This is a genomic window from Arthrobacter sp. JDC6, from assembly GCF_056484025.1.
Genome location: NZ_CM151278.1, coordinates 4,213,259 through 4,231,449, shown reverse-complemented (window position 1 = coordinate 4,231,449; position 18,191 = coordinate 4,213,259). Strand labels below are relative to the sequence as shown.

Below are 18,191 nucleotides of genomic sequence, written 5' to 3'. Positions count from 1 at the left end.
CACTGGCCTCCAGCCGGGCTGAAGCGCCGGGAACGAGGATGGCGGGTTAAGGGGCAAGCCCGTCCTCGCTGGCCATCAGCTGTTCCAGGAGTGCTTTTTCCGGACGGCCGGGGTTGCGTGCAACGAACTGTCGAAGCCGTGCCCTGGAGAGTTCTTCGGCCGGATCCGTGCTGGAAAGCTGTTCGTCGATAATCTCCTGCGCCTGCCAGCGCAGGGATTCGATGGCGAACTGGCGGATCTCCACAGGAGTATCACTGGGGATCCACGGCTCGGGAGCCGATGGCACGCCTTGGACCGACCGCTCTACGGTCATAGTGGCCTCCTTGCATCAAGCTGCAGTGGCCGGGGAACCACCGCGACGTTCGAATGCACTGCACGTAGGACAAACATTACAACGGGGAAGACAAGTCTGTCTCATGACAGAATTACCCCATGGACGTGACGAATCCGGAGCCCGAAAATTCATCGTCCCCAGCATCGTCAGGGCCGGAATCGCCAGTGCCACTCCCAGCGGCGCCGGCTTCGCCGAGCGGCCAGTCGAGCCCGGAGGAACGGATCCTGTCCGTGGCGTACGAGCTCTTCTCGCGCCGGGGGATCCGGGCTGTGGGCGTCAACGAGCTCATCGAGCGTTCGGGTGTAGCGAAGGCGACTTTCTACCGGCATTTCCCATCCAAGGATTCGCTGGTCCTGGCCTTCCTGGAACGGCGGGATAAGCAGTGGACGGAGGACAGCATCATTTCCAAGGCCCGCGGCAAGGGAAGCACTCCCGTTGAGCAACTATTGGCGATCTTCGACGTCCTGGGCGACTGGTTCCAGCAGGACGATTTCGAAGGCAGTGCCTTTATCAATGTCCTGCTGGAGATGGGGCCCTCCCACCCCCTGGGCCAGGCGAGCATCGACTACCTGGCGAAGGTCCGCGGGCACGTCCGGGGGCTGGCGGAGGAAGCCGGTTTGGCCCGACCGGAGGAATTTTCGCGTTCCTGGCACATCCTGATGAAGGGCTCCATAACTTCAGCCACCGAGGGTGACCTCCAGGCCGCCCAGCGCGCCCAACAGATGGCGCGCTGGCTCATCGAGCACCACCGGGCATAGCGCCCGACGCCAGATAGGCGTCCGAGGCGAGGCATAAGGTACGACGCGATGCATTGCTCCGGCGCCACAGTTACTACTGCCCGGCGCCAACGCGGTCCGGAAAGGGCGCGAATGGCGTGGTGTAGAAGTCTGCCCAGAGGGGGTCTTCCGGTGACAGATCGTTGAGGTCTATGAAGGTGTCGTCGTCTGGTTCCCACTGTGGGTGCTCCGGGCCGGGATCTCCACCCGGGGTTGCAGCAGCGGGCATGGGCCATTGTGGCCAGTGGGTTGGTTGGGGGTCTTGGTGTTCGGGGTTGTAGTGGCGGCCTGTGGGTGAGGTCCAGCCGGGCGGTCCGTTGTTGGTGGCGGGGTCGGGGGTCCAGGTGCGGGCGTGCTTCAAACGGTGATGTTTTGGGCATAGCTGGGCCAGGTTCCGGACGGCTGTTCTGCCGCCGTGTTCCCAGGCGGTGAGGTGGTCGGTGTGGTTGTCGGGGGTGTGGTTGCTGCAGCCGGGGAAGGTGCATTTTCCGTCCCGCATGCGGATCCATTGTTTGATGGTTTCGGGGAGCCGGTAGCGGGTGCGTCCGATCTCCAGGGGTGCCCCGTCGCGGGGGTCGACCAGGACGCGGTAGAACGACTCCGCCCCGTCCGCGACAAGCCTCCGCGCCATCGACGCCGGGATCGGGCCAAGGCCGTCCAGCACCGCCGGCTCATCGGTGAGGCCGAGCAGGGCGAAGACCGGGACGGTGACCAGGACATCGGCCCGCGGGGTGGGGACCTTGCCAACATCACCAGTGCTCCCTGTGCCGGAAACGCTGCCTGCGCCCGTTCCCGCCGTATCACCTGTAGCCCGTGCAGCCCCACCCACAGCAGCCTCACCCGTGGCCGTGGTGGTTCCTGCGCCGAGGAGGAGTGATGCTGCGATGTCGGGGCGGAGTTGGGTGAGGGTGCGGGGCTCGTCAGGGCCCTGCAGGCCGCGGGCGGTGGCGGTGGTGCGGTTCCAGATGGCGCAGGCGGTGTCGCCGGGGAGGTAGAGCGAGAGCCAGGCCATGCCGTCGCGGTCGGGGGTGTATTCCATCCGCCGGTCCGTGACGCCTTTGGCGTGGCGTTTTTCGAGGGTTTCGGGGTGGTGGCGTTCCCGCCAGGCGCGGACCTTGGCGCGGAACCGGGCAGGGACAAGTTCACCGGGCGCGGCGCCGCGGGCGGGGTTGGGGGCGTCGGGGTCGAAGAAGTGCGCCACCAAGGCAGCAGCCCCGTCAGGGGTGAGCCCCTCGGTTTCATCGGCGACAATCCTGGCATGCTGCCACGACAGGTCACCGGCTGACAGGGCAGCCATCATCGGCGGCAGGGAACACACCCGGCGGGACTGTTCCACCAAAGCACCCGCGGCCGCGGAACTGACGGTCAGGACACCGGCGATCTCCTCCACCGTTGACATCTCCGAAAACATGCGCTCATCCACCGGGGCGTCGGGGGCAAGCAGTGCCTGCTGGATCTCGACCGCTTCTGCCGCGTCACGGGCCTTCACCGCCGCGAGCTGAGCCTCGACCCGGGAGACTGCCTCCAGCCGTTCCAGCCGGAGCTCATACCGCCGCTGCAGCTCATCGACATCAGCGCCAACACCGGACCCGGCGGCAAGGAAATGATCCTCACGGTCCAGCGCACCGAGGGCAGCAACAGAGGCAGAAACACCCTCCAAAACCACCCCAACACCCGTGCCGATTCCCATGGAAACATCATCCAGCGAGGCACTGACAATCAGACCTGCCGACCAGCCCTGCCCCCAGGCTCCTGCCCGTACCCCAACGTCAGCCGCAGCCAAGGTGCCGCGAGCGTGCCAGCCCCGTGCCGCCGTCGTACGCCTTGTCGACACGCGCATTCCTTTTCGCACCCCAAATATGCCGCGCGAAAGGGAAGATGCGCAGCGCCAAAAGATATCCGCAGCGAAAAGGGCGCCGAGGCACAATCCGCAGGACTCGCAGCTCCCTTTGCCGTGCGCAGAAGGAACCCGAAAGGCCCGCAGACAACCCGTCAGCGTGCAGCCCCGTGCCGCCGTCGTCCTTGCCGGCCCGCAGCCGCCGTACCGAACAAAGCACGTACCCCGGAAAGTAAATAGTCAGCTTGCTTATGACTTTCAACTTTCCTAGGCTGGAAAGCGTCAGGCAAACAACTCTCGAAGCGGGACCTGTGCGCCAAAAGCGTGCAACCGCAAGCATGAGGAGGATCAATGTCAGAGCACAGCATCGCAGGCAAGAAGGTGGCATTCCTGCTCACTGACGGCGTGGAGCAGGTGGAGCTCACCAGCCCCTGGCAGGCAGTGAAGGATGCCGGCGGCGAGCCCACCCTGGTGGCACCCAAGAGCGGCAAGCTGCAGGGCTACAACGGCACCGAGAAGGGCGACACCTTCGACGTCGACCTCACCGTGGCAGAGGCGAATGCCACGGACTTTGACGCCCTGGTGCTTCCCGGGGGCGTCGTCAACGCGGACCACCTGCGGGTGGACAAGGATGCCCAGAGCTTCACGCGCAGCTTCTTTGAACAGCACAAGCCCGTGGCATCCATCTGCCACGGACCCTGGCTGCTGATCGAGGCGGGAGTCATCAGGGGCCGGAACGTCACGTCCTACTTCACGCTTGAAACCGACCTGAAGAACGCCGGCGCCAACTGGACGGACCAGGAAGTGGTGGTGGACCAGGGCCTGGTGACCAGCCGGAACCCGGACGACCTCCCGGCCTTCAACAACAAGCTGGTGGAAGAGATCTCCGAAGGCCAGCACGCGGGCCAGACCGCCTGACCCCCAATGTTCCCTCAGGGTTGAAAAACCCGTATGGAGGAATTACTCCAGCGGGTAGAGTGTTTGCATCTGCAGCGGCGCCGGCCGTGCATCACTTCCAAAAACCCCTGAGGGAACACCCATGTCTACCGAAGTCTCTCCGAACGCCAGCGGCAAGCCCGTTCAGGGCGAAGGAATACGCGCTGAAACCCGCGAAGGAACCCAGTCCGCAGCGCCGGAGAAGATGTCCCGTGAATCGGTAACCATCATCAGCACGCTGCTGGTGGCGACATTCGTGGTGATCCTCAACGAGACCATCATGAACGTCGCCCTGCAGCGGCTCATGGTGGACCTTCGCGTGGACGCTCCCACGGTCCAGTGGCTATCCACGGGGTTCATGCTAACCATGGCGGTGGTGATCCCCACTACCGGCTTCATCCTCCAGAGCCTGTCCACGCGCGCCGTCTTCATGCTGGCCATGGGCCTGTTCGCGGGTGGAACGGCGCTTGCGGCGGTGGCTCCCGGGTTCGAGGTCCTGCTCCTGGCGCGCATTGTCCAGGCCGGCGGCACCGCCATCATGCTGCCGCTGCTGATGACCACCATCCTCACCCTGGTCCCGCTGGCCAAGCGCGGCGCCGTCATGGGCAACGTGAGCATTGCCATCTCTGTGGCACCCGCAATGGGTCCCACAGTGTCCGGCCTGATCCTGGAGCATTTCACCTGGCGCTTCATGTTCGTCTTCGTGCTGCCGGTTGCCCTGGCGGCGCTGGCCATCGGCGCCAAATACCTCACCAATGTGGGGAAGCCTGAAAAGGCCAGGCTGGATGTGCTGTCCGTCATCCTTACCGTCCCGGCCTTTGGCGGCCTGGTCTACGGGCTCAGCCAGATCGGCGGCGGCCATGGCGGCCAGGCCGGCCCCAGTGCCGGCGCCATCGCAGCCCTGGTCATCGGGGTGGCCGCCCTGACGGTTTTCGTCCTCCGCCAGGTGCGCCTCCAGAAAGCAGCCGCGCCGCTGCTGGACCTGCGCGCCTTCAAGTTCCGGATGTTCACCGTCTCCGTGCTGCTGATGGTGGTGGCCATGATGGCCCTGTTCGGCGGCGTCATCCTGCTGCCGCTCTACCTCCAGCAGGTCCGGGGCCTGGGGTCGCTGGAAACCGGCCTGGCATTGCTCCCCGGCGGCCTGGCCATGGGCCTGCTGGGCCCGGTCATCGGCCGGGCGTTCGACAAGGTGGGTCCGCTGCCGCTCACCATTACCGGGTCCGTCCTGATGGTGGTGACCCTCTGGCAGTTTTCAATGCTCGACGCCGGAACAGCGGTGTGGTGGATCGTCACCTTGCACGTTGGGCTGAGTTTCGGCCTCGCGCTGCTGTTTACCCCCGCCTTCACCACCGGGCTCAACCCGCTCCCGCCGCACCTTTACTCGCACGGCTCCGCTATCATGAGCACCACCCAGCAGGTGGCCGGTGCCGCTGGAACGGCGCTGCTGGTGTCAATCTTCGCGGTTGTGAGCGCGACGTCGGGACTCGTCGCCGGGATGAGCGCCGCCTTCCTGACGGCAACCGTCATAGCCCTTGCCGCCGTCGTGCTTTCAGCGATGATGCGCAAGACCGAAGGCGCCGGCGCGGGCCACGGCGCAGGACATTAGCCCAGGCCGCGCTAGCCGGCGAAGAAGTCGCTCAGTTCCTTGATCAGCCTGTCCGGGGCCTTGATGGCGCCGTCGTGGCCCAGCCCGGGCAGGATGGTGTAGCTGGAGCCGGAAAGCACGTCGTGGATCTGGCCGCAGGCGATGCCGAAGTAGGCGGGGCTCTTTTCGCCCACCACGATCAGCGTCTCCAGGGGGAGCGCCTGGAACGGTTCGGCCGGCATGTCGGCGGCAATGATGGCTTTGATCTCGCGGACTCCGGTGCGCATCAGCTCGCGCTGCTGCTTGCCCTCGGTGGTGCCGGCGGTCAGTTTGTTGGCCAGGGTCAGCATGGACAGCGGCATGCGCGATGAGAAGGAGCCGCCGGCTTCCAGCCCGCGCTGGATCACGGCGAGGGCGCGGTCATGGTCTCCTGCGGCGATGGCACGCTCGTACTCCACGATCCAGTCGGCCGTGACGCTGCCGTTCACCGAGACCGCGGGGTCGTAGACGGCCAGCCGTTCCACCGGAAGGGTCCGGGCCGCGTGCAGTGCGACGGCGCCGCCGAAACTGTGCCCAAAGACGTCCGTGCTGGAGGTGTGCTTCATCACCGTGTCCAGGTCCCGGATGTCCACGTCCAGCGTGTAGTCCTCGGGCTGCGGTGACGAGGATCCGCGGCCGCGCCGGTTGAAGGTGTGTACGGGGCGGCCCAGGGAGGCGCTCAGTTTCTGGGCGAACTTGGTGTAATCCGCGGCGGTCACCATGGAAGGCGGCACAACCACCACGCCCGAACCGGCAGAAGCAAGCTCAGCGCCGGTGGAGAAGAGCTCCACAGTGCCGCCGTCGGGGGTCCTGATGTTCTCTCGCGTCATGTTCCGAGCCTAGCCGAGCAAGCCGGGCGGGGCATCCCGGCCACCGGCGGCCCGGAGGTCAGGCAAGGCGGTCGATGATGGCCTGGCTCGCGGCGCGGATGGCCGGCAGCCGGTCCCCAAGCCCGCACAGGATCAGCCCGGCGTCGGCGGCCTGCAGTGCCGATTCGGCGTTGGCCGCGCCGTCCGCGCGGAGGTAGATCAGGGATTCGACCAGGCGGAAGGTGAAGTCGCCGCCGTCGGGTCCGTGCGGGGAGGCTGACAACCCGGCGCCCAGTTCCCCGTAGAGCCGCCTGAGTTCCTGGCGGTTGTTGAGGAACCGGGCAAAGCGGGTGCTCCGGACCTCGGGCAGGTGGTACAGCACGCCAAGGTTCCACCGGGCGCTGCACAGTTGGGTGCCGTCATAAAGCGCGACGGCGTGCAGCCGGCTTCCAGCCGGACTTTCGGTTCCAGGTGCGTCGGCAGGAAGCGCGGCCACCGAGCGTGCGAACGTCAGCCCACCGGACACCGTCCCCTCGAGGAGGTCCTCGAGGATGTCGTCCTTGGTTTTGAAGTGGTGGTACAGGGACGACTGCCGGATGCCCACCGCGTCCGCGATGGACCGGGTGGAGGTGCTGGCAAAGCCCTGGGTGGTGAAAAGCTCCGCCGCGGCGTCCAGGATTTCATCGCGGGCGGTGGCACCTGGCCGCGAGGGCTGCTGGTGGCGGGGGCGTCCCGGTCCGGCTGAAGTCACGGCCCCATTCTTGCATTGCCAGGCGCGGCGGAAATGACGCCCGGACGTTGTGAGGGGACGGAAATCTGCCGGAAACAGGATGTCTATCCGCCTTTTACAGAGGCGAAACTGTTTGGGGACATCCCGCTGGAAAACTATCAAGTGACCGGTAATCCGCAGCCTTCGGCCGAGCGCTGCAGTGCCGGGAGGCTTCGCCCCCAAGATCCCTTTCCAGCCCCGGAGATTCCCGATGACATCAACCGTTCTCCCTACCGTCCACCAGGACGATGCAGACCTGACGTCCCTTGGCTACCAGCCCACCCTCCACCGGAAGCTCGGCCGCTACGCTTCGTTTGCCGCAGGCTTCTCCTTCGTTTCCATCCTCACCACCATCTTCCAGCTCTTCGCGTTCGGCTACTCCTTCGCCGGGCCGGCCTTCTTCTGGACCTGGCCCGTAGTGCTGGTGGGCCAGCTGCTCGTGGCCCTGAACTTCGCCGAACTTGCGGCCCGCTACCCCTTGTCCGGTGCCGTCTACCAGTGGGCGCGGCGCGTGGGCGGGGAAGGCGTAGGCTGGTTCGCCGGCTGGTTCATGGCGATCGCACAGGTGGTCACCGCAGCTGCTGCCGCAATCGCCCTGCAGGTGGTCCTGCCCCAGCTCTGGGACGGTTTCCAGGTGGTGGGCGGCGACTCCGCGCTCAACACGGTGACCGGCGCTTCCAACGCCGTGGTCCTCGGCGCCGTCCTCCTGGTCGCCACCACCATCATCAACTCCCTGGGCGTGAAGCTGATGGCCCACGTCAACTCCGTGGGTGTCACCTGCGAGATCGTGGGCGTCGCTGCCGTCATCCTGGCCCTCGTCAGTGCCGCCCAGCGCGGACCCAACGTGGTTGCGGACACCACCGTGCTGCAGGGATCGGACCTGGGCGCCGTGGGAGCCTTCCTGGTCTCGGGGCTGATGGCCGCCTACGTCATGGTGGGCTTCAACTCCGCCGGTGAACTGTCCGAGGAAACCAAGGACCCGCGCCGCACCGCACCCCGGACCATCCTTTCCGCCCTCCTCATCTCCGGCATCGGCGGCGCGCTGATGATCATCACCGCCCTCATGGCAGCGCCCAGCCTCGACGACGGCCGCCTCGCCACCGAAGGCCTGCCCTACGTCCTCACCGCGGTCCTGGGCACCTTCTGGGGCAAGGTCCTGCTGGTGGATGTCGCCATCGCCATCTTCGTCTGCACCCTGGCGATCCAGACCGCCGGTTCCCGCCTGGTCTTCTCCATGGCCCGCGACGGCAAGCTCCCGGCGTCGGCCCTGCTCTCCTCCGTGCACCCCACCCGCGGCACCCCCATGTGGCCCTCCATCGTGATCGGCGCCCTTGCAGTCGCCGTGCTGGCCATCAACGTCGGCAACGCCGCCCTGTTCACCACCCTGTGCAGCGTCTGCATCGTGATGGTCTACCTCGCCTACCTCCTGGTCACCGTCCCGCAGCTGGTCAACCGCCTCCGCGGCGACTGGAACCGGGTGGGACAGACCATGCCGGCAGGCCTCTTCTCCCTGGGCCGCTGGGGCCTTCCAGTCAACATCCTCGCCGTCCTCTACGGCGGCGTCATGGTGGTCAACCTGGCATGGCCCCGGCCCGAGGTGTACGACCCCACAGGCGAGAACGGCATCCTTCTCTGGTCAGCGCCGCTGATGGTCACCGCGGTGCTGCTCCTGGGCATCTGGGTCCGGAGCAGGAACCTGGCCGCCAAGGCCTGACCCGCGGCCCCGCACCCAAAAACCACGCTTCCGCAAGCCACGCTTCCAAGACCTACAGGACTGACATGACACAGACCATCGAAACGCCAGCCGCCGGGACGGCCACCACGGCCGGTGCCCGCGCCCATGCCCGGGAACAGCACGGCAGGACCGCTGAAACCATGCGCCACGTACCGGCAGCGTCCGCGCCCGCGCACCTTCTGGCCGGACTGCCCGGAGTGGACGGGGCCGACGCCGCGTCCCCCACATGGGCGGAATCCGTCGCCTTTGGCCGCTACACCACCATGTCCCTGGCGCGCGGCACCCGGGTCCGGCTCACCGACACGGCAGGCGACGCCTGCGTGCACGCACTCCTGTACCGCGCCGGGGCCACCCACGAACGACTGAACGTCGCCGACACCGTCAAGGTCCCGTGGCAGGCCTACCCCGCCGCCGGGCACCCGCTGCTGTCCGACGCCGGCCGCCTGATGGCAACGATCGTGGCGGACACCTCGTCACGGCATGACGCACTCACCGGCGCCACCACCCTCGCCTGCAACACCGCCAAGTACGGCGCCGGAACCGCCCACAGCCCCTCCCCGGCAGCACGCGAACTGCTCACCCTGGGCGCCCTCAAGAACGGCCTGGGCGCCCGCGACGTGGCGCCGTCCATCTCCTTCTTCAAAGGCATCACGGTCGACCCTGCCGGCAGCATCACCTTTACCGGAAGCGCCGGGCCCGGTGCCGCCGTCGAACTCCTGCTCCAGCTGGACACCGTGCTGGTACTGGCCAACACCGCCCACCCCCTGGACCCGCGCGCTGACTTTGCGGGGACCGCCGTCGACATCGTCGCCTGGCACGCGCCGCAGGACCTGGCGGCACTGGAGGCCGGCCACCTGGCCGGACCATTGGCCCCGGAACACCTGCAGGCCCTCCGCAACACCGAACACGATCTCGCCGCAAGGAACGCCCGATGAACACTGCCGTTGACACCACGCCCATCCCGGACGCCGCCGCCATCGCGCTGGCCCCTGGCGCCGTTGTACTTGATGAGTTCGTCGAAGCCCGCGGCCCCTGGTCTGCCGTGGTGGCAGCAGGCGACGTGCTGACCATCGTGGACCTGGAAGGCAACCAGGCGGTTGACTGCCTGCTGTACGCCGCGGCCGACACCACGGTGCGCTACTCGGCGGCAGCCACCATCGCCGCACAGCAGTCCATCGTCCTTACCACCGGTTCGGTCCTGCGCGCCGACACCGGCGCTGCCCTGATGACCGTCGTTGCAGACGAAGTGGGCGTGCACGACACCATCGGGGGCGCCTGCTCACAGGAATCCAATACCCTCCGCTACGGCCAGCACACCCGCGAACAGCACGCCTGCGTGGAGAACTTCCTGATCGAGGGCTCGCGCTGGGGCCTGGGCAAACGGGACCTGGTGTCCAACATCAACTGGTTCATGAACGTCCCGGTGGACCCGGACGGCGCCTTGGGCATCGTTGACGGCCTGTCCGCCCCCGGAAAGCGCGTGGCACTGAAGGCGGAGGTGGACACCCTGGTCCTGGTCTCCAACTGCCCGCAGATCAACAACCCGTGCAACGGCTTCAACCCCACCCCCGTCCGCATGATCGTCACCCGGCCGGAGGCTGCGCTGTGAACCCCTTTGACACGCCGAACACCTTCGACACACTGTTGATCGCCAACCGCGGCGAGATCGCGTGCCGCATCATTGAGTCCGCCCGCAGGCTGGGCCTGCGCACCGTTGCCGTCTTCTCCGAGGCGGACCGCGGCGCCAAGCACGTCCGGCTCGCCGACGAGGCTGTACTGCTGGGGCCCGCGCCGGCCAAGGAATCCTACCTCCGGGTGGACGCAATCCTGGCGGCGGCAAAGGAAACCGGCGCCGGCGCCATCCACCCCGGCTACGGCTTCCTCTCCGAGGATGCGGCCTTCGCCGAGGCCGTGGAAGCGGCGGGACTGGTCTTCGTGGGCCCCACCGCCGAGCAACTGCGCATCTTCGGCACCAAGCACACAGCGCGCGACGCCGCCCGGGCAGCCGGGGTGCCGATGATCGCCGGTTCAGGGCTGCTTGGTGACGTGGACGACGCCGTTGCGGCCAGCACCGCGATTGGCTTCCCGCTGATGCTCAAGGCCACCGGCGGTGGCGGCGGGATCGGCATGACGGTCTGCCGCAACGAGGCCGAGCTTGTGGACAGCTTCCCCCGCGTGGCCCGCCTGGCAGGCGCCAGCTTCGGCACCGCAGGGGTTTTCGCCGAGCGGTACGTGGAGAACGCCCGGCACGTCGAGGTGCAGATCTTTGGCGATGGCGAAGGCCGCGTGGTCAGCCTGGGGGACCGCGACTGCTCCCTGCAGCGCCGCCACCAGAAAGTCCTCGAAGAGGCCCCCGCACCCGACCTGCCGGACGAACTGCGCGAAGAACTCCACCGCAGCTCCCGGGCCCTCTGCGCCTCCCTCAACTACCGCTCCGCCGGCACCGTCGAGTTCGTCTACGACTCCGCCCGCAAGGAAGCCTCCTTCCTGGAAGTCAACGCCCGGCTCCAGGTGGAGCACCCCGTCACCGAAGCCGTCACCGGGGTGGACCTGGTGGCATGGATGCTCCGCCTGGCCCAGGGCGGCAGCCAGGCCCAGGCAGTCCTTGCGGACGTGCCGGACAGCCTGCCCGTGACCGGCCACGCCGTGGAGGCCCGCGTTTACGCCGAGGATCCGGCCCGGGGCTTCCAGCCCAGCGCCGGAACCGTCACCAACGCCGCCTACCCCACGGCGGCAGAAGCACGCGTGGACGCCTGGGTGGAAACCGGCACCGACGTTTCCACCAACTACGACCCCCTCCTGGGCAAGATCATCACCTCCGGCACTGACCGCACCGAAGCTTTCGACCTCCTCGCCGCAGCGCTGGGCAACACCCGGATTGACGGCATCGAGACCAACTTAGGGCTGCTCCGCGCCGCCACCGGCCTGGAGGTGGTTCGCAGCGTTCAGCACTCCACCAGCACCCTGGACAACGTGGGGGACCCGGAGCCGCGCATCACCGTGGGCCGGCCCGGCCTGCAGACCAGCGTGCAGGACTGGCCCGGCCGCACCGGCCTCTGGCAGATCGGCGTTCCGCCCAGCGGCCCCATGGACGATCTCTCATTCCGGCTTGGCAACACCGCGCTGGGCAACCCCGAAGGCGCCCCGGGCCTCGAGTTCACCATGACCGGCCCCAGCCTGACCTTCACCCACGCCACCACCGTCTGCGTTACCGGCGCCGAAGTGGCTGTGACAGTTGACGGAACGGAGGTGCCCGCCTGGACGCCCGTGACGGTCCCGGCAGGCGGAACGCTCGACGCCGGCACCGCAGCCGGCAAGGGCCTGCGCGGCTACATCCTGTTCCAGGGCGGCCTGGACATTCCCGAGTACCTGGGCAGCGCCTCCACCTTCACCCTTGGCCAGTTCGGTGGCCACGCCGGACGGGTCCTGCGCGCGGGCGATGTGCTGCGGACGGTCAAGCCTGCCGCCGGCGCACCCGAGGAAGCCGCCGCGGCAGCGGTGCCCCTCGACAGCCGTCCCGCCCTCACCTCCACCTGGGAACTGGCCGTGGCCGAGGGCCCGCACGGCGCCCCGGAATTCTTCCAGCGTGAGGACATCGAGGAACTGTACGGCGCGGAGTACGAGGTCCACTTCAACTCCGCCCGCACCGGCGTGCGCCTCACCGGCCCCAAGCCCCGCTGGGCACGCACCGACGGCGGCGAAGCAGGCCTGCACCCCTCCAACATCCACGACACCGCCTACTCGGTGGGTGCCCTGGACTTCACCGGCGACACCCCCATCCTGCTCGGCCGGGACGGCCCCAGCCTGGGCGGTTTCGTCTGCCCCGTCACCGTGGTGACGGCGGAACGCTGGAAGCTCGGCCAGCTGCGCCCGGGGGACAAAGTCCGCTTCGTGCCCATCAAAGCCAGCCAGGCGCCGTCGGCCAGGGACCTGGGACCCGGCCGCCAGCTGGTGCTCCCGGGCGACGTCGGCTGGTCCGGCAATCTTTCAGCGCACCTCCCGGCGGTGAGCCCCGCAGCCGGCCGTCCCGCACGCACGGTACGCGGCGACGGCGACGACGGCGTGCTGGGCCGGGTGCCGGAAGGTTCCGGCCGGCCCGCGGTCACGTACCGCCGCTCCGGAGACGACAACCTGCTGGTGGAATACGGCGAGATGGTGCTGGACCTGGGCCTGCGCGCCCGGGTCCACGCCCTGCACCAGCACATCGAAGCGCTCCGGGTACCCGGCATCGTGGACCTCACCCCGGGTATCCGGTCGCTGCAGATCAAGGTGGACCCGTCCGTCCTCCCCACCGGGCGGCTGCTGGACCTGGTCCAGGAAATCGAGGCCGCCCTGCCCGCCAGCTCAGAACTGGTGGTCCCCAGCCGCACCGTCCGGCTGCCGCTGTCCTGGGACGATCCGGCCACCCGCGAAGCGATCGAACGCTACATGGCAGGCGTCCGCGACGACGCCCCTTGGTGCCCGTGGAACATCGAATTCATTCGGCGGATCAACGGCCTGGACTCCGTCAGCGACGTCTTCGACACCGTCTTCAACGCAGAGTACCTGGTCCTGGGCCTGGGCGACGTCTACCTCGGCGCCCCCGTGGCCACCCCGCTGGACCCCCGCCACCGCCTGGTCACCACCAAGTACAACCCCGCCCGGACCTGGACGCCCGAGAACGCGGTGGGCATCGGCGGCGCCTACATGTGCATCTACGGCATGGAGGGCCCCGGCGGCTACCAGTTCGTCGGCCGCACCACCCAGGTGTGGTCGCGGTACGCCGGTTCGGCCCCGTTCGAACCCGGTTCGCCCTGGCTGCTCCGGTTCTTCGACCGCATCTCCTGGTACCCCGTCAGCCCCGAGGAACTCCTGGACCTGCGCGCGGACATGGCAGCAGGACGCGGCCGCGGCGTGGAGATCGAGGAGGGCACGTTCTCCCTCGCCGAGCACGAACAGTTCCTTGCCGACAACAGCCAGTCCATCGACGCGTTCCGGGAGAAGCAGGGCGCAGCGTTCGCGGTGGAACGGCAGGCCTGGGCCGACGCCGGCGAGTTCGACCGGGCGGACGCGCTCGCCGCCGTCGTGGCCCCCGCTGTTGACGATGTGGTGGTTCCCGACGGCGGATCGCTCATCTCCGCACCGTTCGCCGCCAGCGTCTGGAAGGTGGACGTGGCTCCCGGCGACCGTGTCACCAAGGGCCAGCCGCTGGTCTCGCTGGAAGCAATGAAGATGGAAACGGTCCTCGAAGCGCCGTGCGAGGGCGTGGTGCTCCGCGTCCTGCCGGCCGCCGGCTCCCAGGTGGTGGCCGGCGAGGCGGTAGTGGTCCTCGGCGCCGACTTGGGCCTTGAACCGGCAGACGACGCCCAGGAACTGGAAGAGGCAGCAGTATGAGCCCGGCAACCAACAGCAGTGCCACCAGTCGCGCCAAGGCGGCACTCGCGGCGCTGGAATCAGTAAACCGGCCTGAAATCTGGATCACGGTCCGCAGCGGCGAGGACCTCCTGGCGGAGGCTGCAGCGATCGACGCCGCCGTGGCAGGTGGCGCGGATCTGCCGTTGGCCGGGCTGCTTTTGGCCGTCAAGAACAATGTTGACGTGGCGGGCATCCCCACCACGGCAGCCTGCCCCGGCTTTGCCTATACGCCGGAAAAGGATGCGGAAGCGGTGGCCCGCCTCCGCGCCGCCGGTGCCCTGGTCCTGGGCGCCACCAACCTGGACCAGTTCGCCACCGGGCTGGTGGGGACGCGCAGCCCCTACGGCGCCGTCCGGGATTCGCGCCGGCCGGAGTACATTTCCGGCGGTTCCAGCTCCGGCTCCGCGGTGGCGGTGGCACTGGGACTGGTGGACATCGCGATCGGCACGGACACGGCGGGCTCCGGCCGGGTCCCCGCCGGGCTGCAGGGCATCGTGGGCATCAAGGCAACACTGAACGCCGTCTCCACGGAGGGGGTGGTGCCCGCCTGCCGGTCCTGGGACGCCGTCACCATCTTTGCCCGGCACCTGTCCACCGCCGAGCTGGCCATGGGCTTCATGGCCGGCAACTCCCGGTCCTGGCCCGCGGACATCAAACTGGCCGCGCCGGCACGTCCCCGCGTGGCATATCCCGCCAGCCTGCCCGCATTGCCCCCTGAGTGGGCCGCGGAATTCCAGCGGCAGGTTGACCGCCTGCGGTCCAGCGGGGTGGATGCCGAAGCAATCGAATTCGACGACTTCCTGCAGGCAGCACGGCTGCTGTACGAGGGCGCGCTGGTGGCCGAACGCCACGCTGCGGTGGGGGCCTTCCTGGCAAAGCACGACGCCGGCACTGACGGCCAGGCGGGCATCGATCCCACCGTGGCGGGCATCATCCGGGCGGCCGGTACCGTTTCCGCCTCCCGGTACGTTGCCGATACCGCCCGGCTGGAGGAACTGCGGACCAGGGCGCTGGCCCGGATCGCCGGCTTCGATGCCCTCCTGGTTCCCACGGCGCCCTTCCACCCCACGCTGGCTGAGGTGGCCGCGGACCCGGTAGGCGTGAATTCGCTGATGGGCACCTACACCAATTTCTGTAACCTGTTCGACCTCTGTGCCGTGGCTGTCCCTGCCGGGGAAGTGGACGGCGCGCAGTTCGGCCTCACGGTGGTCGGCCGGACCTTCGACGATGCTGTGGCGGCCGATATCGCCCGCCGCCTGGAGCTAACCCCGGACGCTCCCGCCCTCTTCGCTCCGGGCGCAGCAGCGGAGGTTGGCCGCGCCGGCGCCCACCCGTCGTCGTCCACGCCCTGGCCTTTGGCGGCGGGCGCAACGGCCGTGCCGCTGGTGGTGGTGGGTGCGCACCGCAAGGGCCAGCCGCTGGCACCGCAGCTGGAGGAACTCGGGGCCTCGTGGGATGGTCCGGTCCGGACCGCCGCACGCTACCGCATGGTGGCGCTGGACACGGTGCCGGCAAAGCCAGGCGTCTACCGGTCCGACGACGGCGCGGAACTGGTGGGGGAGCGGTGGCTGCTGTCCCCTGCGGCCCTGGGGACGTTCCTGGCCGCCCTCCCGGAACCCATGCTCCTGGGATCCGTGGAGCTTTCGGACGGTTCCAGCGCCGTCGGGTTCGCCTGTGATGCGGTTGCCGCTGCGGGCGGGAAGGACATCACGGCCTGGGGTGACTGGCTGCCGGACCGGAGCGTGGAACCGAAGCCGCGGACCGTGTGGCGGGACCTGGGGGAGGCGGCCCTGGCCGGGTTCAGCCGCGGCGAGCGGGGATAGTGCCGGCAGCATCCGGGCGGGTTCCGCCGTCCGGATGCCCGCCCGTGAAATACGCTGCGATGTCGGTCACAAGCTCCTTGACGGCCGCCGGAATGGACCCGTGGAAGCACTTGGGGGAGAGCTGGTAAGTGCTGCCTGGAACTGCCTGGTGCAGCCGCTCCGCCGTTTCCTTGTAGCCCGGGCTGGTGGCCTTCTTCATGTGCGCCAGGGCGTGGCCCACCTTGCCGCCGTTGACGGCGTCCTCGAACCCGTCCAGCCACGCGGTGTCGATGTTGCCGTCGATGTTCACCGCTGCGTCGTACACCGCAAGCCTGTCCGGGACCTTTACGGTTCCGCTGAACTCCTGCACGGCGTTCAGCGCCACCGCTCCGCCCAGCCCTCTCCCAGGCCTTTCGCCAGGGCGATGGAGAACTGGCGGTAGATCAGGGCCGTGAGGAACGCGCCGCCGATCAGCAGCACCCGCTTTTGCCCGGGCGCGTCTTCGGTGCCGTAGCTGTACAAAGCCAGCCTGCCGCCGTCGTGCGCTGGAAGTACCCGTTCTTTCACCCGCCCATCCCAGGGTGTGAGCCTGCGGGCCAGCTGCAAGTCCTGGCACCCAATGCCCGGTAAACTTGATGATTGTGACTTCCCAAAACACCCCCTCGCCCAAGAACGCCCCGGAGCCCGTTGATGCCAGCGAGCAGATGCGGATCCGCATGGAAAAGCGCGCCAAACTTCTTGAGCGCGGCACGGAGGCTTACCCCGTGGGGGTGGAGCGGACGCATTCGCTCGCCGAGATCCGGGAAAAGTACGCCCACCTCGAAGCCGACGACACCACCGGCGACACCGTGGGCGTCACCGGCCGCGTTGTCTTCATCCGCAACACCGGCAAGCTCTGCTTCGCCACCCTGCAGGAAGGCGGCACCGACGGCAAAGCCACCCGCCTGCAGGCCATGCTGAGCCTGGCCAACGTGGGTGAGGAGGCGCTCGCCGACTGGAAGGCCCTGGTTGACCTCGGCGACCACGTGTTCATCAAGGGCGAGGTCATCTCCTCCCGCCGCGGCGAGCTGTCGATCATGGCGGACTCCTGGTCCATGGCCTCCAAGGCCCTGCGCCCGCTTCCGGTCCTGCACGCGGACCTGAACGAGGAAACCCGCGTCCGCCAGCGCTACGTGGACCTGATGGTCCGCGACGAAGCCCGCGAAATGGTCTACACCCGTGCCGCCATCACCCGCTCCATCCGCGAAACACTGTTCCGGCACCGCTACGTGGAAGTGGAAACCCCCATCCTGAACCTGGTCCACGGCGGCGCCCTGGCCCGGCCGTTCGAAACCCACATGAACGCCTTCGACCAGAAGATGACGCTGCGCATCGCCACCGAGCTGTACCTCAAGCGCGCCGTTGTTGGCGGCATCGACCGCGTGTATGACATGGGCCGCGTGTTCCGCAACGAGGGCGTGGACTCCACCCACAGCCCCGAATTCACCACCCTTGAGTGCTACGAGGCCTGGGCGGACCAGTTCGTGATGGCAGAGCGGATCAAGGAGATCATCCTCGACGCCGCCGACGCTGTGGGTGCCGGACGCGTCCTTCAGACCGAGGCGGGGGAGATCAACCTCGACGGCGAGTGGGCCTGGCTGGCCGTCTACCCCGGACTTTCCGACGCCGTGGGGCGGGAGATCACGCCGGAGACGCCCGTTGAGGTGCTTCGGGAGATCGCGGAAAAGCACGACGTCAAGGCGGACCCCAAGTGGGACGCCGAAAAGCTGGCGGTGGAACTCTTCGGCGAAATCGTGGAGCCCACCCTGCTGAACCCCACCTTCGTCTACGACTACCCGCCCTCCGCCCAGCCGCTGGCCCGCCCGCACCGCGAGGACGGCCGCCTGATCGAGGCCTGGGACCTGATCATCGGCGGCATGGAGCGCGGCACCGCCTTCTCCGAGCTGATCGACCCCGTCATCCAGCGCGAACGGCTCACCGAGCAGTCCCTGCACGCAGCCGCCGGTGACGTGGAGGCAATGCAGCTGGACGAGGACTTCCTGCGCGCCCTGGAATACGGCGCCCCTCCCATGGGCGGCATCGGCCTGGGCATCGACCGGCTGGTCATGCTCTTCACGGGCGCCGGCATCCGCGAAACCATCCTGTTCCCCCTGCTGAAGCCCGAAGGGCACTGAT

General features: G+C 68.1%; 13 protein-coding genes and 1 pseudogene. 9 read left to right on the top strand and 5 right to left on the bottom strand.

The window, feature by feature from the left end; all coding sequences use genetic code 11:
* Positions 1-46: 46 nt before the first annotated feature.
* Positions 47-313, bottom strand: a complete 267-nt coding sequence (locus ACV095_RS19605; protein WP_018770249.1) for a hypothetical protein — start codon at positions 311-313, stop codon at positions 47-49.
* 251 nt (positions 314-564) lie between these two features.
* Here ACV095_RS19605 and ACV095_RS19600 point away from each other — a divergent pair, with 251 nt between their 5' ends.
* Positions 565-1,092, top strand: a complete 528-nt coding sequence (locus ACV095_RS19600) for a TetR/AcrR family transcriptional regulator (protein WP_134165346.1) — start codon at positions 565-567, stop codon at positions 1,090-1,092.
* A gap of 73 nt (positions 1,093-1,165) precedes the next feature.
* Here ACV095_RS19600 and ACV095_RS19595 read toward each other — a convergent pair whose 3' ends face one another.
* Positions 1,166-2,800, bottom strand: a complete 1,635-nt coding sequence (locus ACV095_RS19595) for an HNH endonuclease signature motif containing protein (RefSeq protein WP_478223483.1) — start codon at positions 2,798-2,800, stop codon at positions 1,166-1,168.
* Positions 2,801-3,298: 498 nt separating this feature from the next.
* Between ACV095_RS19595 and ACV095_RS19590 the strand changes: the two genes are divergently transcribed.
* Positions 3,299-3,865, top strand: coding sequence for a type 1 glutamine amidotransferase domain-containing protein (locus tag ACV095_RS19590; RefSeq protein ID WP_134165307.1), 567 nt, complete (start codon positions 3,299-3,301; stop codon positions 3,863-3,865).
* Positions 3,866-3,986: 121 nt separating this feature from the next.
* The gene (locus ACV095_RS19585; RefSeq protein ID WP_056388398.1) at positions 3,987-5,489 is read left to right on the top strand and encodes an MDR family MFS transporter; all 1,503 of its coding nucleotides are present in this window, start codon (positions 3,987-3,989) and stop codon (positions 5,487-5,489) included.
* A gap of 11 nt (positions 5,490-5,500) precedes the next feature.
* Here ACV095_RS19585 and ACV095_RS19580 read toward each other — a convergent pair whose 3' ends face one another.
* Both ACV095_RS19580 and ACV095_RS19575 read right to left on the bottom strand, forming a co-directional pair.
* Positions 5,501-6,337: an alpha/beta fold hydrolase gene (locus ACV095_RS19580; RefSeq protein ID WP_018770971.1), complete on the bottom strand. Its 837-nt coding sequence runs from the start codon at positions 6,335-6,337 to the stop codon at positions 5,501-5,503.
* Between the two features lie 58 nt (positions 6,338-6,395).
* On the bottom strand, positions 6,396-7,067 hold the full coding sequence (locus tag ACV095_RS19575) for a TetR/AcrR family transcriptional regulator (protein ID WP_018770970.1): 672 nt from the start codon (positions 7,065-7,067) through the stop codon (positions 6,396-6,398).
* 229 nt (positions 7,068-7,296) lie between these two features.
* Between ACV095_RS19575 and ACV095_RS19570 the strand changes: the two genes are divergently transcribed.
* From ACV095_RS19570 to atzF, 5 genes are all read left to right on the top strand, one after another.
* The gene (locus tag ACV095_RS19570) at positions 7,297-8,799 is read left to right on the top strand and encodes an amino acid permease (protein WP_018770969.1); all 1,503 of its coding nucleotides are present in this window, start codon (positions 7,297-7,299) and stop codon (positions 8,797-8,799) included.
* A gap of 65 nt (positions 8,800-8,864) precedes the next feature.
* Complete coding sequence (locus ACV095_RS19565) at positions 8,865-9,755, top strand: urea amidolyase associated protein UAAP1 (protein WP_478222532.1); 891 nt, start codon at positions 8,865-8,867, stop codon at positions 9,753-9,755.
* The gene (locus ACV095_RS19560) at positions 9,752-10,429 is read left to right on the top strand and encodes an urea amidolyase associated protein UAAP2 (RefSeq protein ID WP_134165304.1); all 678 of its coding nucleotides are present in this window, start codon (positions 9,752-9,754) and stop codon (positions 10,427-10,429) included. Before ACV095_RS19565 ends, ACV095_RS19560 begins: the two co-directional genes overlap by 4 nt.
* On the top strand, positions 10,426-14,193 hold the full coding sequence (uca, locus tag ACV095_RS19555; protein WP_478222531.1) for an urea carboxylase: 3,768 nt from the start codon (positions 10,426-10,428) through the stop codon (positions 14,191-14,193). Before ACV095_RS19560 ends, uca begins: the two co-directional genes overlap by 4 nt.
* A complete protein-coding gene (gene atzF / locus ACV095_RS19550) occupies positions 14,190-16,037 on the top strand; it encodes an allophanate hydrolase (RefSeq protein ID WP_478222530.1) in 1,848 nt (615 codons plus the stop codon). The genes uca and atzF overlap by 4 nt, the downstream gene beginning before the upstream one ends.
* On the opposite strand, the pseudogene ACV095_RS19545 reads toward atzF, so the two are convergent.
* Positions 16,015-16,583: pseudogene (locus tag ACV095_RS19545) on the bottom strand (hypothetical protein). The gene atzF and the pseudogene ACV095_RS19545 sit on opposite strands and share 23 nt — an antisense overlap.
* 68 nt (positions 16,584-16,651) lie before the next feature.
* Between ACV095_RS19545 and lysS the strand changes: the two are divergent.
* Complete coding sequence (gene lysS / locus ACV095_RS19540) at positions 16,652-18,190, top strand: lysine--tRNA ligase (protein ID WP_478223482.1); 1,539 nt, start codon at positions 16,652-16,654, stop codon at positions 18,188-18,190.
* Position 18,191: the final 1 nt, after the last annotated feature.

Coding starts and splice junctions, on each gene's coding strand:
- ACV095_RS19605 (WP_018770249.1), bottom strand. CDS start 313: ATGACCGTAGAGCGGTCGGTCCAAGGCGTGCCATCGGCTCCCGAGCCG.
- ACV095_RS19595 (WP_478223483.1), bottom strand. CDS start 2,800: ATGGGAATCGGCACGGGTGTTGGGGTGGTTTTGGAGGGTGTTTCTGCC.
- ACV095_RS19590 (WP_134165307.1), top strand. CDS start 3,299: ATGTCAGAGCACAGCATCGCAGGCAAGAAGGTGGCATTCCTGCTCACT.
- ACV095_RS19585 (WP_056388398.1), top strand. CDS start 3,987: ATGTCTACCGAAGTCTCTCCGAACGCCAGCGGCAAGCCCGTTCAGGGC.
- ACV095_RS19580 (WP_018770971.1), bottom strand. CDS start 6,337: ATGACGCGAGAGAACATCAGGACCCCCGACGGCGGCACTGTGGAGCTC.
- ACV095_RS19570 (WP_018770969.1), top strand. CDS start 7,297: ATGACATCAACCGTTCTCCCTACCGTCCACCAGGACGATGCAGACCTG.
- ACV095_RS19565 (WP_478222532.1), top strand. CDS start 8,865: ATGACACAGACCATCGAAACGCCAGCCGCCGGGACGGCCACCACGGCC.
- ACV095_RS19560 (WP_134165304.1), top strand. CDS start 9,752: ATGAACACTGCCGTTGACACCACGCCCATCCCGGACGCCGCCGCCATC.
- atzF (WP_478222530.1), top strand. CDS start 14,190: ATGAGCCCGGCAACCAACAGCAGTGCCACCAGTCGCGCCAAGGCGGCA.
- lysS (WP_478223482.1), top strand. CDS start 16,652: ATGATTGTGACTTCCCAAAACACCCCCTCGCCCAAGAACGCCCCGGAG.